The organism is Zavarzinella formosa DSM 19928, assembly GCF_000255705.1.
Lineage (GTDB): Bacteria > Planctomycetota > Planctomycetia > Gemmatales > Gemmataceae > Zavarzinella > Zavarzinella formosa.
In genome coordinates, this window is the sequence record NZ_JH636447.1 from 146,823 (window position 1) to 161,139 (window position 14,317).

10 protein-coding genes and 2 pseudogenes are annotated in these 14,317 nt (G+C 63.0%); 7 read left to right on the forward strand and 5 right to left on the reverse strand.

Annotation, left to right across the window (positions count from 1 at the left end; translation table 11 throughout):
- Positions 1-95 precede the first annotated feature (95 nt).
- Both BGIM_RS0137325 and BGIM_RS0137330 read left to right on the forward strand, forming a co-directional pair.
- On the forward strand, positions 96-1,055 hold the full coding sequence (locus BGIM_RS0137325) for a metallophosphoesterase family protein (RefSeq protein ID WP_020474719.1): 960 nt from the start codon (positions 96-98) through the stop codon (positions 1,053-1,055).
- Between the two features lie 38 nt (positions 1,056-1,093).
- Positions 1,094-2,266 (forward strand): TIGR03364 family FAD-dependent oxidoreductase, encoded by a 1,173-nt coding sequence (locus tag BGIM_RS0137330; RefSeq protein WP_020474720.1) that lies wholly within the window; start codon positions 1,094-1,096, stop codon positions 2,264-2,266.
- Between the two features lie 117 nt (positions 2,267-2,383).
- Here the strand turns inward: BGIM_RS0137330 and BGIM_RS0137335 are convergent, their stop codons facing one another.
- Positions 2,384-2,884 carry a hypothetical protein gene (locus tag BGIM_RS0137335; protein ID WP_020474721.1) on the reverse strand — a complete coding sequence of 167 codons (501 nt, stop codon included), beginning with the start codon at positions 2,882-2,884 and terminating at the stop codon, positions 2,384-2,386.
- Between the two features lie 294 nt (positions 2,885-3,178).
- Complete coding sequence (locus BGIM_RS0137345; RefSeq protein ID WP_020474723.1) at positions 3,179-8,473, reverse strand: hypothetical protein; 5,295 nt, start codon at positions 8,471-8,473, stop codon at positions 3,179-3,181.
- Between the two features lie 427 nt (positions 8,474-8,900).
- On the opposite strand from BGIM_RS0137345, the gene BGIM_RS0137355 reads away from it, so the two are divergent.
- Positions 8,901-9,674 carry a lipid-binding SYLF domain-containing protein gene (locus BGIM_RS0137355; RefSeq protein ID WP_020474725.1) on the forward strand — a complete coding sequence of 258 codons (774 nt, stop codon included), beginning with the start codon at positions 8,901-8,903 and terminating at the stop codon, positions 9,672-9,674.
- Positions 9,675-9,700: 26 nt separating this feature from the next.
- Here BGIM_RS0137355 and BGIM_RS67955 read toward each other — a convergent pair.
- Together BGIM_RS67955 and BGIM_RS0137360 are read right to left on the reverse strand one after the other, a co-directional pair.
- Positions 9,701-9,826 (reverse strand): annotated as a pseudogene (locus BGIM_RS67955) (DNA cytosine methyltransferase); the annotation flags it as partial.
- 124 nt (positions 9,827-9,950) lie between these two features.
- On the reverse strand, positions 9,951-10,571 hold the full coding sequence (locus BGIM_RS0137360) for a CGNR zinc finger domain-containing protein (RefSeq protein WP_020474726.1): 621 nt from the start codon (positions 10,569-10,571) through the stop codon (positions 9,951-9,953).
- A gap of 119 nt (positions 10,572-10,690) precedes the next feature.
- Here BGIM_RS0137360 and BGIM_RS0137365 point away from each other — a divergent pair.
- Together BGIM_RS0137365 and BGIM_RS0137370 are read left to right on the forward strand one after the other, a co-directional pair.
- Positions 10,691-10,957: pseudogene (locus BGIM_RS0137365) on the forward strand (alcohol dehydrogenase catalytic domain-containing protein); the annotation flags it as partial.
- Positions 10,958-11,078: 121 nt separating this feature from the next.
- Entirely contained in the window at positions 11,079-11,933 is an 855-nt protein-coding gene (locus tag BGIM_RS0137370; protein ID WP_020474728.1) for an alpha/beta fold hydrolase, read from the forward strand.
- A gap of 85 nt (positions 11,934-12,018) precedes the next feature.
- On the opposite strand, the gene BGIM_RS0137375 is transcribed toward BGIM_RS0137370, so the two are convergent.
- Complete coding sequence (locus tag BGIM_RS0137375) at positions 12,019-12,603, reverse strand: DinB family protein (protein ID WP_020474729.1); 585 nt, start codon at positions 12,601-12,603, stop codon at positions 12,019-12,021.
- Positions 12,604-13,006: 403 nt separating this feature from the next.
- Here BGIM_RS0137375 and BGIM_RS0137385 point away from each other — a divergent pair, with 403 nt between their 5' ends.
- Together BGIM_RS0137385 and BGIM_RS65220 are read left to right on the forward strand one after the other, a co-directional pair.
- The gene (locus BGIM_RS0137385) at positions 13,007-13,789 is read left to right on the forward strand and encodes an SDR family NAD(P)-dependent oxidoreductase (protein ID WP_020474731.1); all 783 of its coding nucleotides are present in this window, start codon (positions 13,007-13,009) and stop codon (positions 13,787-13,789) included.
- Between the two features lie 267 nt (positions 13,790-14,056).
- Positions 14,057-14,317, forward strand: a 261-nt coding sequence (locus BGIM_RS65220) for a hypothetical protein (protein WP_029631383.1), incomplete at its 3' end; no start/stop codon positions are given.

Below are 14,317 nucleotides of genomic sequence, written 5' to 3' on the forward strand. Positions count from 1 at the left end.
GCCCCGGTGCGGGTGGGGGTGTCCGGCCAGCTTGTGGTCCGGGAAAGTTCCACGGGCAAAGACGGGCAAGAAACTCACTCCCAAGAGGTGTTGTGATGAATCGGCGAGATGTCTTCCGCGTGGCCGGGCTGGCCGGCGCGACGGCGATTTCCGGCGGCCAGTTCACCTTGTCGGCGGCCCCGGCCGACGGCAAGACGGTCAAGTTCGGCGTCATTTCCGACCTGCACCACCAGCAGTTCGGCGAGAAACAGGTCGAAATCGACCGCCTGAAGGCGTTCATCGACGCCTCCGTCGCGGCCAAGCCGGACTTCATCATTCAATGCGGCGATTTCTGTGTGCGGCAGAAATCGGAACCGCTGCTCGCCGAGTGGAAGCGGTTCGCCGGCCCGAGGCATCACGTCCTCGGCAACCACGACATGGACCACGGCAGCAAGGCCGCGTTCATGGAGTATTGGGGCATGGAACGCCGGTATTATTCGTTCGACTTGGGCGGCTATCACTTCGTCATCATCGACCGCAACGGTCTCAAGAAGGACGACGGCACGGTTGTTGATTATGATCGCGGCAACTGGTATCGCTCCCCGGCCTCGGCCAAGAGCCACACGGACGCCGAACAACTGGCCTGGCTGAAGAAAGACCTGGCCGAGGCCGCCGGCCCGGTGATTGTGTTCATGCACCAACCGGTGTTCCTGACCGACGAAGCCCCGGAAATGGGCAACTGGCGGGAAATCCTGACGGTGTTCGACACCGCCAATCACAAAGCCGCGACGGCGAAGCGGCCGGGCCGGGTCGCCGCCGTCTTCATGGGCCACGACCACGACGACCGTTACGGCCTGCGGAACGGCGTTCATTACTTCTTGCTGAACAGCGCCTCTTATGCGTACACGTCGAAGGGGGCGAACTTCTATCGCGACTCGTTGTTCGCGTTCGTCACCCTCGGGGCCGACGGCACGCTGACGCTCGCGGGCAAGGACAGCGCGCACAAAGAATCAACCAGCGACGAGGTGAAGGCCCGCATCCCGCCGCGGATCACGGGCCATGCGGTTCGGGTGTGACACGAGGGTGTTTGACAAACTTTTTTGCGGAGGCAGGCATGGCGCGGGACGTGGACGTGGCGATTATCGGCGGCGGAATCGTGGGGCTGGCCAATGCCTGGTCGGCCGCCCGGCAGGGCCGGTCGGTCGTGTTGTTCGAGCGGGAAAACCGGGCGGAGGGGGCGTCGGTGCGGAACTTCGGCATGGTCTGGCCAATCGGCCAGACCGCCGGCGAGATCCATCGCCGCAGCCTGCGAAGCCGGGAACGGTGGCTGGAACTGGCCGAACGGGCCGGGCTATGGGTGAATCCGTGCGGGTCGTTGCACCTGGCCCGCCGACCGGACGAACTGGCGGTGATCGAAGAGTTCGCGGCCCTCGCCCCGGCCCTCGGCTTTGAATGCCGGTTGCTGACGCCCGCCGAGACGGTGGCGAAATCCCTCGGCGCGAGGACAGCCGGCCTGCTCGGCGCTCTCTGGAGTCCGACGGAACTGTGCATCGATCCGCGCGAGGCCATTGCCAAACTGCCCGGCTTCCTGGCGGAGGAATACGGCGTGCAACTTCGCTTCGGCGAAGCCGTCACGCGGATCGACGACGGCCGGGTGTGGGCCGGCGGGAAGACGTGGCGGGCCGGGCGGGTGGTGGTCTGCTCCGGGGCCGACTTCCGCACGCTGTTCCCGGAGGAGTTCGCCGCCTCCGGCATCCGCAAATGCAAGTTGCAGATGATGCGCACTTCCCCGCAGCCGGGCGGATGGCGGCTCGGACCGCATCTGGCTGGCGGACTGACGCTCTGCCATTACACCTCGTTCCAAGAATGCCCGTCGCTGCCCGCGCTGCGTGATCGCGTGAGCCGGGAGACGCCGGACTTCGTGAAATACGGCATCCACGTCATGGCGTCGCAAAACGGCCTCGGCGAAGTGGTGATCGGGGATTCGCACGAGTACGACGAGGCGATTTCGCCGTTCGACAAGCCCGAAATCGACCGCCTGATTCTCGACTACCTCCGCGACATGCTGGAACTGCCCGACCCGACCATCGTCGGCCGGTGGCACGGCGTGTACGCGAAACACCCGACCCAGCCGCTGTTCCTTGCGGAACCGCAGCCGAACACTCATATCGTTTCGGCCACCGGCGGGACGGGCATGACGATGTCATTCGGCTGGGCCGACGACCTGTGGGAGCGATGGGAAGCCGGGGTGACGAACCAGACGAGGGCCGTCGCATGTCAGGCCTAAGCGGCCCCGCTCGCGCCGACGCCGGTCACCGACGCTCCTGTCCGGCGACTCCGCCGTCGGCAGGGTATCACGCTCAATTGCCGACGGGGCGCCAGTGAACCCCATGTCCCAAAATCGCTACGGGACTCGCCGATCAGGTGCGGAGTCTGGTTCGGCGTGCCTTTGCGGCCCACACCCTGGCATGAACAACGCCTCACTCGGGCCGGTGGTGATTTGCCCGTCAAGCAGGGCAAGGCAGGCGTGTCCGACCTCGACCAGACGCCATGTCTCGATGTCGGCGGTGAACTTTCCGTTGGTGATGCCCATGAGGTTCAGCACATCCTTGCTCAGGCAGCCCGGCGCCGCCGAGAGCGCCTCCAGCAGCGAGTGGATTGACGCCCGGACCAATGCCTCTCCTTCCGGCGTGGACACTGCCTCTTCCAACCCCTCCGGGACGCTGCCGATGAAGAAGCCTCGCGACGCCAGCAGCCATTGATCCCGGACCTTGGTTGCCAAGAAACCGGACTCGACCGGGTCTTCGACATGCAGGGCGAGGAAGCGGAGCCACAGTTCCAAGATGCTGCCGGATATCCAGAAGCCGCGCCGTGGCTGTCCGATGCCCACGAACGTCGTGCCCATCTCAGCCTCCTCCGCCGAACACTGATTGGGCCAGTTCCCTTGGATCTCACCCACCACTCGGAAGCAGGTCGATTCCGGCCGCCGTTATGTGGTTTAAGCAACGGCTGAACAGTCGCCAGCGTAACGGCCGCGTCAGTTTCCATCAAACGCCAGCCCGGCTGTTGGCCGGTTCGGGTGACAACCAACGGAACCGGAGGTCCGTCATTTGACGGGCCGGGCTTTCCACGCCGATCATCCTCGGCAGTGTTGCCTGATCATCCTCCAAGGGGGCCGAACCGAAAAGTTTCCCCGGCCTTATTTCTTCGGCTTCAAGTCGTCGAGGATGTCATTCACGTCCTTGTCAGGCTTCTTCCCGCCGGTGGCGGCATCGAGGCGGAGTTCTTCGCCGCGAACTCCTTGGAACAAGGCATGGCCCCACATCTGGGGACTCAGCCGGGCTTCAGAGGGGGCATCCGATACGATCTGGGCTGATTGGTTGGCCCAGTATAGCCGCTTCATCACTTCAGTTCCCTCCGGGCCGGACACCAACACGCCCCAGTCGAGTTTCAGCCGTGTTCCGGGCATCGGCTTCAATCCCAATTCGGCGAGCGGGATGGCCGCTTCCACTGTGTACCGTTCCTTGTCGCCACCGAGGGACATCCGGCCGCCGGACACCAGTTTCACTTCGTCGATGGATACCTCGCCCACAGGTGAGCGCACCCGCCACGCCTTTTCCAGAGAGGAACCGGGGACCACCGGGCGGTAAAGCACCGCCTTGGGGCCGGTCGGCAGGTGGGTCATCAACACCCGCACATCACCGGCGGCCGGGGCTTGACGAGTCTGGTCGGCGCGAGGATCAGTTTCCAAATACAGATCGACCGCCGAGCCGGTTTTGAACGACCGCTCGAATTCGGTCCCGGCGTTTTTCAGCGGCCCCATCTGCGAGGCCGAGTAACCGACGTACAGGAATTTGTCGTCGTATCCCGCAAAGAAATCAACGCCACTCCCCTCTTGGGGACCGTCCAATCGGGCGGCCGGAGGGCCGAAACCGGAGAACTTGCCATCGAATGCCGGGGGCTTTCCAAGGCGATGAATGTCGAGGACCGGGGCCTTGGCATACACCGCCGCCGCCGCCCGGCGGGATTCCCACGCTCTGGCTTTGGCCAAATCCTCGGCCGTCACAGTCAGTTCGCCGCCGAGTCGGCGATACTTGTCCAAGCCAAGAACTTCCAACACGCTGATGTGGTTGTGGCCCGCGACGGCGTAAAACTTTCCGTCGGCCGCCTTGCAGAAGTAGCCATTGAAATGCTCCTGACCGACGGTCAGGTCTTCCCAAACCGTGCCACGGGCATGTTCCCGCATGCTCCACGGGCGGGACCGGCCCGAGCGGAAATCGCGGAACAGTGTCCCCGCCAGCAACCCGTCGGCCGACCAGACGTTCCAACAACCGACGTTCGTGTTGACCACCATAAACTCGCCGAGGCCGCCCGGCGCCGATCCTTGGCCGACCTTCATGAACTCGGTCACGATCTGGTCCGGCGTGTAAGGTTTGGCGTTGTAGATCGCATGCACCCCGGCATCCCCCTCTTGCGGATAGGACCAGAGAATCGTGCCGTCCGCCTTCAACCCGGCTTCCTTCAACTCGCCGGAGCCGATCCGGTAGAACGTGCCGTCGCTCAGTTGATGGAGAAGCCGGCCCTTCAGCCCCGGAATCGTTTTCTCTTCGTACACCGGCGCTCCGTTCGGCAGAAACTCCTTCACCACATAACGAAGATCTCCTCCTTGAACGCCCAAGTCGTTGTCGAAGGCCGTCAACCCGTGGAAATTGCCGACAGGGGTGAGCGTGACTTCCTCGGCCTGGATGTCGCCATCCCCGTTGCGGTCGGTCCAGATGAATCGATGATTGATCAACGCCTTGGCGCCAAACTTGGCGATCACTTCCGGCCGTTTCAGCGGCTCGAACGCGGCCGCCTTACCGACGGCGGCGACGGGGATGGCCCGGCCGTTCTCGTATCGGAACACGCATCCGCAATCCATCGTGTGCAGACCCGGCCGGGTCACCAGATAGGTGCGGCCGTTGGCCGGAATCGGAACCTCGCCCGCCGGGATGTCGCCGGCATAGGTGAGGCCCTTCAACCGGGACTTGCCCGTGGCCCAGTCGATTTCAAATTCCATCGGCCCGTAAAAGAGCCGGTTTTTGTCGTTCGGATCGAGGACGCCCGCGCCGCCGTATTGGGTGTTCCCGAGCAGTTCCTTGCGGAAGACACCATCGGCCGCGTTCCAGACCGTGATTCGTTTGGGATTGTAATGATCCTCCACGCACCACAATTGCCCTTTGCCATCGATGGCGATCGAGACCACATGGCCCATCCGGGTGGCATCCCACGCGGCGCCGACCACCAAGCCGCCCGGCGTGCCAACTGAGCGAAGATACTCGCCCTTGGCGCCGTACACCCGGATGTTCTGTCGTTCCTTCCCGCCGTCGAACACATACAGTCGGCCTTCTTTGTCAAACGCAAGATCGGCCGGGTTTGCCAAGTCGGTGACAACGGGTTGATGCTTGCCGCCAGTGAGATCCACTTTCACGACTTGGCCGTCCAAGATTGCATGCAAGTTTCCGGCGGGGTCAAACGCCAGTTTGCCGGGGTTTTTCACCAGAATTTCCGACAGCAGTTTTCCGGTGGCCGAGTCGTGAATATCGATTCGCTCGATTGAAGCCGCTTCCACAGGCGGTTCGCCGCCAAGGTACTTGAGGGCGGCGACGCCAAACACCCGGCAACGGGCGGGGTTGATCGATTGCCCACCAAGGTCAACCCGCTGGCCAAGCGTGCCGCGCGGGCCATTGTCGGACCATTGTTTCACCACCCGCAGGCGGACGGCGGTCGTTCGCACTTCTTTGCCGAAATCAATCGTTCCGTCCAAATACTTGGCCCGGCTGTTGTGCGAGTCGTCCGGATGATACCACTCCCGGCGGGATTGCGTGTACTCGGCCACCGTCTTCCAGCCGTCCATTCCCGTCATGGTCGGGCGGGTGCCGGCCGGGCCGGTGTAGACGTCCACCTTGGTGAGTTCGCCGTCGATTTCCTTCACCGCCAGCCCGCGCAGGGATTGCTCGGCCGGCCATTCCAGCAGGTAGACAGCCGGATCAGCCTCGGTGAGCGGGGCGGTTCGTTTTGCATCCCACACGCCATCGGCCGCGACTTCGCCAGAACTCACCCGCACGGTGGCTTTCCCGGCCACGTTCTCGTATCGCCGTCGGAGCAGCCGCATTCCTTCGAGGCGAACCTTCCATTTGTCCTTCCCGCCAAACTCCAAAAGCGTGCCGCCCGATTGGGGCTTCCGGTCAAGATCGGGGAAGCCGTCCTTCGGTTTTTTATCATCCAGAACGCGATCAATGATGTCGTCGTCCTTCGGCTTTTCTCCCTTGCTGAACGTGAGGCGAATCGCCCGAGTCTCGATGCCGGGCGGGGCGGGAATGGCATCCCAAGGGGATTTGGCCTCGCCCGTCCAAGCCTGCCATTGGCTGTTGTCGTCCGGGTTCGGCGGATACGGGGCCGACGGCTTGAGGGCGCTGATGGTCATGGTCACCCCCGGCTCAACCGGGCGGGGAAACACGGCCGAGCCGACCGGCACCGGCTTCTTGAACGCCAAAACAATATGTTGCTGGCCTTTGGCGCCCGGATTGGGTTCGAGAACGGTCAGATCATACTGGCCCCCCTGACCGGGCGGAGTACCGGTCAACCGGAACAGCTTGAGGAAATCGCCGCGAGGGTCCGGGGACATGTCGCTGCCCCGTTGCGGCCGGCGCGGCACATAGAACGGAAGGCACGAAGGGAGGTCCACATCCGCATCGGCGGCCGCCCCGGACAACCAAGGATCGGACCCTTTCACGGACACGTAGAGCTTGCCATCTCTGGCCGCGATCCCCTTCATCCCGCGAGCCCGTGTGGCGCTCGGGTTGAGTTGAAACACCGTCCTCACTTTGCGGGTGGCCAAGTCGATGCCCCACACAGAATCGGTGGAGGTGCCGACGACCGGCATCGCGGAAAAGAGTTCCTTGCCGTCGCTGGCGAGGATCTGGCTGCCGGTCCACGCGGCAAACGACTGATGCCCCCAAACCTTCTTTCCGTCCGTGTCCGTTTCAATCAGGGACACGCCGCTCTCGGCGACCGGCGAGCCGAGGAATATCCGGTTGCCATCCGCGCAAACGGCCGCCGGGGCCGTATGGTCGGCCATCCAGCCGCCGGGGCCGTCATGCCCGTTCAACCACGGCGAATTATCCGGGGCGTGCATTTCCACGTTCGGATACACGGTCATTTCGTATTTCGTCCGGAGTTCCGGCCCGGTCAGGGCGACCCAACGATAGGTCCCCGGCGGCACGAAGTTGCCGTCCGCATCCTTGAGATCCCAAGCGGCGACATGCTCCCCGGCCTTCTGCATGTTGCGGGCGGCGAGGTTTCGGACACGCCGACCATCCGGCCCGTTGATCCCCAGCGAAACAATGCCATCTTCGGCCAGCGTGTACGGGATCTTGAAAGGCGAGGGCTGATCCTCCCCGGCCGGCGGCGGAGGGATAGGTTCGTCGCCCAACCGGGTCAGCGCATGCAACCCGAAAATCTTCGCGACCGGCCCCTCCGCCGTGCGGGTGATCGTGAGCCGAAGACCTCGGGTGCGAACCGGCTTCGCAAAGCGGACCCACCGGCTGCCCGACTGATCGGATGTCTCGGTGGCGTCCTTGATGGATCGCCACTCGTCCGGGATGCCCGCCCGCGGATTCACCCCCTCGGCCCCGGCGAACGAGGCCACGTCGAATTTGTCGATGTTCGACACGAGGTATATCCCCTCGATGGTTCGCTCTGTCGGCCACGACACGATGAACCACGACGGGTTAACATCAGAGACCGGCCCGGCCGGGATCAACCCTGAGTTGTCTTTGCCGACGTTGACCCAATGCCCGCCGCCGGACGTGATGCTTGACGCCGGCCAGGGATTATGTCGGCCGTTCGGCGGCCGATATTCCCGGTCGGCATAAGCAAGCGCATACGGAACGGCGTTCAGCAATCGCTCCGCAAACAATCGAACATCTTGGAGAGCATGCCGGGGATTCTCGCCCGGAGTGGCAGTGAACAACAATGCCCGCGTGCGAAAGCCAACTGGCAGCGGAACGAGTGTTCCCCCCGATTGCCGGATCGGCATCTCGGCGATGGCCCACTGATTCTCGGTGAACGGATCGGCCAGTCCTTGATGACTGGCCTTCAACAAACGAAGTTCAAACCCGGCGGGCACGAAGACGGAGCCAATGGCCTTTTCTTCCCGAAAACCGACAAGGAACCGGACAACAGCCTCCGGATCGTTTTTGTCGCGAGGCCCGGCCTCCCAAGTCAGCTTCGTCCGGCCCGGCTGGCCCAGCGCCGTGGTGACGGCATCCAAGTCGGCGGCCCGGCGTGTCCGACCGCGAAAATCCGCGCAGGTGGTGGGATCAAGGTCCGCACGGGCAATGGCCGGGCGAAGGGATGCCTCCGTCGTCGGCGGGGCGGCCGGCCCCCAGGCGACAATCAGCCCCAACAGACTGATTCCGATGGCGGAACCGACGAACAGAGAGGGTCGCATGGTCAATATCCTTCGGAGCGTCATTCGCAACAAAATATTTGACAGAGCCAAACCAGGGAAGTCGCGGAGAACAGAAATGGCAAACCTGTTCCCCGGCATGTGCAGGTCTCGCGGCGGGTGATCGAGATTATAAGAACATTGGAAATGAAGAGCAGAGAATCGGAACGACGGGTGAATGACGGCGTTGTTTGTCAAACCAATTTGCCCCGTGTCTCATCCGGAAAAGTCGAACAACACAGGCGTGATTCAACGATGGCTTCACTGTCGAATCAACCGGATCACGTCAAATCGACGATAACAAATAATGAACATTGCCTTCAAAGATTGCCCAGCTTGCCAGTTGGATTGGTGAAAAATCCCCGCCTGCCGCCGTCTCGGCCCAAGGGTTGCAAGCAGTTTCCTCCGGTCATTTGACACGGAGGTCTTTATGGTCCGCACACTTGCCATCCTGATGGCGCTCATTTGTCCCCGGCTCGCCACGGCCGCTACCGCGACACAGGTGCTGCTGGATTCTGTCGAGATATTGGGCGAGTTTTCGGCCAGTTCAGGGCCCTGGCCCGATGCTCAAGGAATGGCCGTGTTTCCGAAGATGGGCAAAGCCGGATTCCTCGTCAATGCGCGAACCGGGAATGGGTTCGTTCTCGTCCGGGATGACACCGGGTCATGGGGCGACCCGGTGTTTGCCGAGATTGGAGGAGTAAGCGCGGCAACAGGAGCCGAACCATCGTCTGTCGTCGTGATTTTCAAGACCCGGCGGAGCCTGAACCGCCTGATTGCCAGCAAGGGTAAGTTCCTTCTCGACACGGCTGGCGGGACAAGCGAAGAACTGCTCGCTTATGTCCGGATCAACGGACAGTTTGTCCGGGTATCACTCGACGGGGCCGCCATCCGGCCGGACGCGAGTTCCAATGCGGCGTTCCGAAAAGCCGACGATCCGGCGGCGAGACAATTGGCGAACAAGCTACAATTTTTGGCGGGAAAGCTCTTTGAGGCAAAGGCCGAATCGTCATTTGCTCCGACGATTGAAGATCGCTCTTCGCATACCGGGTCATTCCAGTCGCCCCCGGCAATATTGGTGGCGGAAGCCTCCTCCAACAAAGACCATTTCGAAGTCTTTTTGGGAGGTCTCGCGGCGGCTCTCGCAGGCATGACATACCGCTGGGCCAAGGGGAAGGTATTTAAACGGGCCGGCTTGGCGTAACTCGCATCGTTCCAAACCAGCCAGCAGGGGTGAAGCCTTTGAGCCAGCCGAATAAATTCAAGTGTGAGGTTGCCTCGCCCGTCAGCAAAGCTCTTGCGAAATCCGGCGACTGAGAATGCCTGGCAGGGCGTTCCTCCGACAAGAAGGTCAATTGGGGGTCATCGGTGGCAAAAGCAAAACTGGCGACCCGTGCGGCGTGAGCCTGCGACAGGCGCAACCAGCGTCTGGCGCCCGCGACCGCAACTCCACTCCACTTCGACGCCAGAGCGGCGCAAATTATGATCCGTCGCCCCCCTTCCGGGCGCGATGGGCCGCCACCTTCGCCCGGTTGCCGCATACCGCCATGCTGCACCACCGCCGCCCATGAGCCTTTGTCCGGTCGAGGAACAGGAGCGTGCAGGGCGACCCCTCGCATGCCCGGATCAGCCTGAAGTCTTCGTTGCAGATCAGATCGGCCGCTGCCTCGGCGACGGGGTGCAACAGTTCGTCCGGGCTTTCCCACCGGCGCAGCCTTCGCAACCGCAGTGCGTGATCGCCATCGCCTGCCTCGACCACCGGATAGCTGGTGTCCCCGGCGAGCAGATCGTTCAGCGGGGCGAGTGCCTTTGCCGCGGCCGGGGTGATCGTCTTGCCCATGTGCCGGGTGACGAAACCCCTTAGCCAATCCCGGAACGCTCTGGTCTTTGCGGCGACATCTTCGAGTTGTCGCCGATTCTTCGACGCCCGGAAGCGCGCCGCGACCACGGTCTCGATCACCTTCGCCTGTTCCAGCCAGTCGATCAGATCCCGGCCGTCCCGGAGCCACTCGACCGGAACGTCTTTGGGCGAGGCGATGCTGTTAAGGAAATCGAGGGCGAGATGTTCACCAACGAAAATCGCGGGCGGGCGTTCCGACATCAAGGTCCTCCGAAAGATGTCATTCATTGTAACCGGATAAAATCGTGAAAGGGGGTTATCTTAAATTGGTAACCTGTGTAGATTGATTTTGGAGGTTACAAAACCCAGGGAGGATTGGCATGCGTGCGATACTCAGGAAGCAGTTCGGCGGCCCGGAAGTGTTGGAGATCCGGGACATCCCCGAGCCCGAACCGAAGGCCGGGCATGTGGTGATCGAGGTCAAGGCGTTCGGGATCAACCACGCCGAGAAGCACATGCGCGAGGGCAACTGGGCCGAGATCGCGGACGTCAGCGGGATCGAGTGCGTCGGGGTGGTGAAGTCCTGTCTCGGCGGGGAATTCGCCCCCCGCGCCAAAGTCGCGGCCCTCATGGGCGGGCTGGGCCGGTTCGAGGACATCCGGGAGGCACACCGGCTGATGGACGCGAACCAAGCCAACGGAAAAATGGTGGTCGTCATCTGACGCACGACCAGCCGCACTTTTCAACCAAATTTCACAAGGAGTTGAGATGATCCGCTATCGTCACATCGACGCGGGCGGGCACCGCGTGTTCTACCGCGAGGCCGGCGACCCCGCACGCCCGGCCTTGCTGCTGTTGCACGGGTTCCCCAGTTCGTCGCACATGTTCCGCGACCTCATTCCGCTGCTCGCCGACCGGTTTCATCTCGTCGCCCCGGACCTGCCCGGCTTCGGCCACACGACCTCCCCGGCCGGGTTCGCGCACACGTTCGACAATCTGGCGGAAATCATGAAAGGGTTCACCGACGCAATCGGCCTCGGCCGGTACGCCCTGTATGTGTTCGACTACGGGGCGCCGACCGGCTACCGTCTGGCCCTGGCCCGCCCTGATCGAGTCACCGCCATCGTCTCCCAGAACGGGAACGCCTATGAGGAGGGATTGAGCGGGAACTGGGATCCGATTCAGCGGTATTGGCGTGAGCCGACGCCCGAGAACCGCGAGGCGTTGCGTTCGCTGCTCACCCTTGACGCCACGAAGTGGCAGTACGTGCATGGGGTGCCGGACGAGACGCTGGTCTCGCCCGACGGGTACACGCTCGACCACGCCCTGCTGGGGCGCCCCGGAAACGCCGAGCTCCAACTCGACCTGTTCCGTGACTATGCGACAAATGTGGCCCTGTACCCGCGGTTCCAAGAATATTTCCGCACCAGTCGGCCGCCACTGCTGGCGGTTTGGGGCAAGAACGACCCGTTCTTCCTTCCGGCGGGAGCGGAGGCGTACCCTCGCGACAACCCGAACGCCGAGGTCCGTCTGCTCGACACCGGGCATTTCGCCCTTGAAACGCACGCCCGCGAGATTGCCGCAGCAATCCGCGAATTCCTCGGACGGGTCGTTTCCGGGTGACCAGTCGGACCCGAGTCACACAACCATTCACTCACTCACTCAAAGCGAGAAGATCATGGCGGGCAGCGGAACGGCTCGGCGAATATTACCCGCCCCGGCGTGCCGCTTCCAAAGAGTACGTCGGATCGGCCTCGTCCCATTTCACGTCGCCAGACGGGCCATAGATCGCCGGAACCGGTTCGTGCCCGGCCTGCCTCAGCCACGCCTGCACTTGCGTCCGGTGGTGGCAGGTGTGCAGCACTCGTCGCCAAAATATCCAGATACGCTCGCGCACCAGACCGCCGAAGAACGGCCGGGGTTCGAGCCACCACGGGCTTGTGCCTGCGGCGAACTGTGAAAGCCGCCGTCGACACAACCACACATACTTGTCGATATACGCCGCCACCGGTGGCGCATCGCCAGAGGGCAGCAACTCCTCCACCGGCGGTTCATCCGTGCCGACGAACTGGGCGAAAAACCGTCGTTCGGACAGGAGTTGGTGGACGAGGATGGTGCGGATCGGGTTCGTCTTCGGATGCGGCTTATAGTCAAGCAAGGCGTCGGGCACGGCCCGCCACATGCTCGCGGTCTTGTTCGCCTCGCTCACATAGGTGGTGACGACGTGCTGGAAAACCGGCTCGACCGCGACAGGAATCTCGGCGTCCGGGATTGCGGTGTGTTCATAGCGCATGACTGCCTCCGTTCTCCTGCTAAATCTACTCAGCCGTGCCGCCGCTTTCACGCGCGAGCCTCTACTGTTCTTTCAGTTCGCGGACGCGGACGCGGAACTGATTGATGACCGGTTCGACCCGACACCCCGAGAACCTCTGGTGGATATGCCGGGGGGAATGATCAAAGTAGACGCAGGGAGCGAAGATGGAAAACAGGCGGCCTCATCGAATGGGAATTGCTTTGACAGCCAGCCAAACGGTCGGATAGCCTGCGGCGATGGACTGGCATAGCCGGGCGCGTCAACGGCGGGAGATGGAAGCAATATTCGCTGTCCGCCACTTGTTCGCGGGCAAAACTCGGACAATTGTTCGCGAGCGACCGCAAGTCCGGCAGCGCCTGGCATCATCAAATGGAAAGCGTTCATGAGTGTTCTGGAACGATTCAAACTAACCGGCAAACGGCTGTTCATCACCGGCGGCAGCCGAGGCTTGGGCCGGGAAATGGCTCTGACTTGTGCGGAGGCCGGAGCCGATGTCGCCTTGGTCGGCCGCGACCCGGAGAGTCTTGACCGGACCGTCGCCGACATTCGGGCGCTCGGCCGGACCGCCCTCCCGATTCGGGCCGACGTGGCCAACCCGGCCGAGTGCGAAGAAGCCTGCCGCCGGGCGCTCGCGGAATTTGGCCCGATTGACATCCTGATCAACAACGCCGGCGGCCGACGGGTTCCCCTGTCCGTTCAAGAGATGCCGCTGGAGACCTGGCTCGAATTGATGGACCTGAACCTGACCAGCGTTTTCCTCTGCACCAAACTGATCGGCGGTCCGATGGTCGAACGGGGACAGGGGGGCCGGATAATCAATGTTGCCTCGATCAATGCCTTGGTGGCCGGCCGGAAAATCGGCGGCCGACACTACGAGGCGGCCAAGGCAGCGGTGGTGCAGTTCACCCGGGCGGTGGCGGCCGACTGGGCGCCGGCCGGGGTGACGGCGAATGTGATCTTGCCCGGCGGCTTCATGACCGAGCCGAACCGGCGTTGGAAGGAAACCCGCCCGGAAGTGATCGAAGAGTTTGAGCGGCAGATCCCGATGGGCCGGTTCGGATCGCCCGAGGATTTGGGCCCGCTGGCGGTGTACTTGGCGAGCGACGCCAGCCGGTATATGACCGGAGCGTCGCTGGTGATCGACGGCGGGTATACCCTCTGGTGACGCCGGCGTGATTTAGAGCAGAGTTCTGGTTAGTGTGTCGGCCCACAGAACCGATTAGCCTTCTCTTACTCGCCACATGCCTCCGAACTCGGCCATTGCCCGTCGGGGAACTGTTGGACCACCGGGAGTCGCGGTACCCTCGCTGGCGCGTTTTGAAGTTGCGCTTTTTGCTGAGGAGAGTGGGCCGGGATAGAAAAACGAGACTCCCCCGGCCGGATCGGTTGGGCCGTGAGGCCGGGTGATCACCAACCGGAAGGAGTCTCGGTCATGATTGTGCAAGAAGGACTCCCCGGAATCAAACAGTTTCTTCGTCCGGCCGGCCTGAGTCCCCGGGCGCTCGGCCTGGTGATTCGTTGCGTGGCGGCGTTTTGTTTGCATTGGGGGCGCATGAGCGCCTCGCAAGCCTCGGGGTCGGTGGCCTCGGAGCCGCGTCATCGCGCCCAGATCAGCCGGTTTCTCGGCCGCAAGGGCCTTCGCCAACGGCCGCCGCTGGCTCTGGTGCGGGACCGGATGCTGGCGTTGGAGCCG

Bases quoted from the DNA above. Each gene is read 5' to 3' on its own strand.
- BGIM_RS0137385 (WP_020474731.1), top strand. From the start codon at position 13,007: ATGAGTGTTCTGGAACGATTCAAACTAACCGGCAAACGGCTGTTCATC.
- BGIM_RS0137325 (WP_020474719.1), top strand. From the start codon at position 96: ATGAATCGGCGAGATGTCTTCCGCGTGGCCGGGCTGGCCGGCGCGACG.
- BGIM_RS0137355 (WP_020474725.1), top strand. From the start codon at position 8,901: ATGGTCCGCACACTTGCCATCCTGATGGCGCTCATTTGTCCCCGGCTC.
- BGIM_RS0137360 (WP_020474726.1), bottom strand. From the start codon at position 10,571: ATGTCGGAACGCCCGCCCGCGATTTTCGTTGGTGAACATCTCGCCCTC.
- BGIM_RS0137330 (WP_020474720.1), top strand. From the start codon at position 1,094: ATGGCGCGGGACGTGGACGTGGCGATTATCGGCGGCGGAATCGTGGGG.
- BGIM_RS0137375 (WP_020474729.1), bottom strand. From the start codon at position 12,603: ATGCGCTATGAACACACCGCAATCCCGGACGCCGAGATTCCTGTCGCG.
- BGIM_RS0137345 (WP_020474723.1), bottom strand. From the start codon at position 8,473: ATGCGACCCTCTCTGTTCGTCGGTTCCGCCATCGGAATCAGTCTGTTG.
- BGIM_RS0137370 (WP_020474728.1), top strand. From the start codon at position 11,079: ATGATCCGCTATCGTCACATCGACGCGGGCGGGCACCGCGTGTTCTAC.
- BGIM_RS0137335 (WP_020474721.1), bottom strand. From the start codon at position 2,884: ATGGGCACGACGTTCGTGGGCATCGGACAGCCACGGCGCGGCTTCTGG.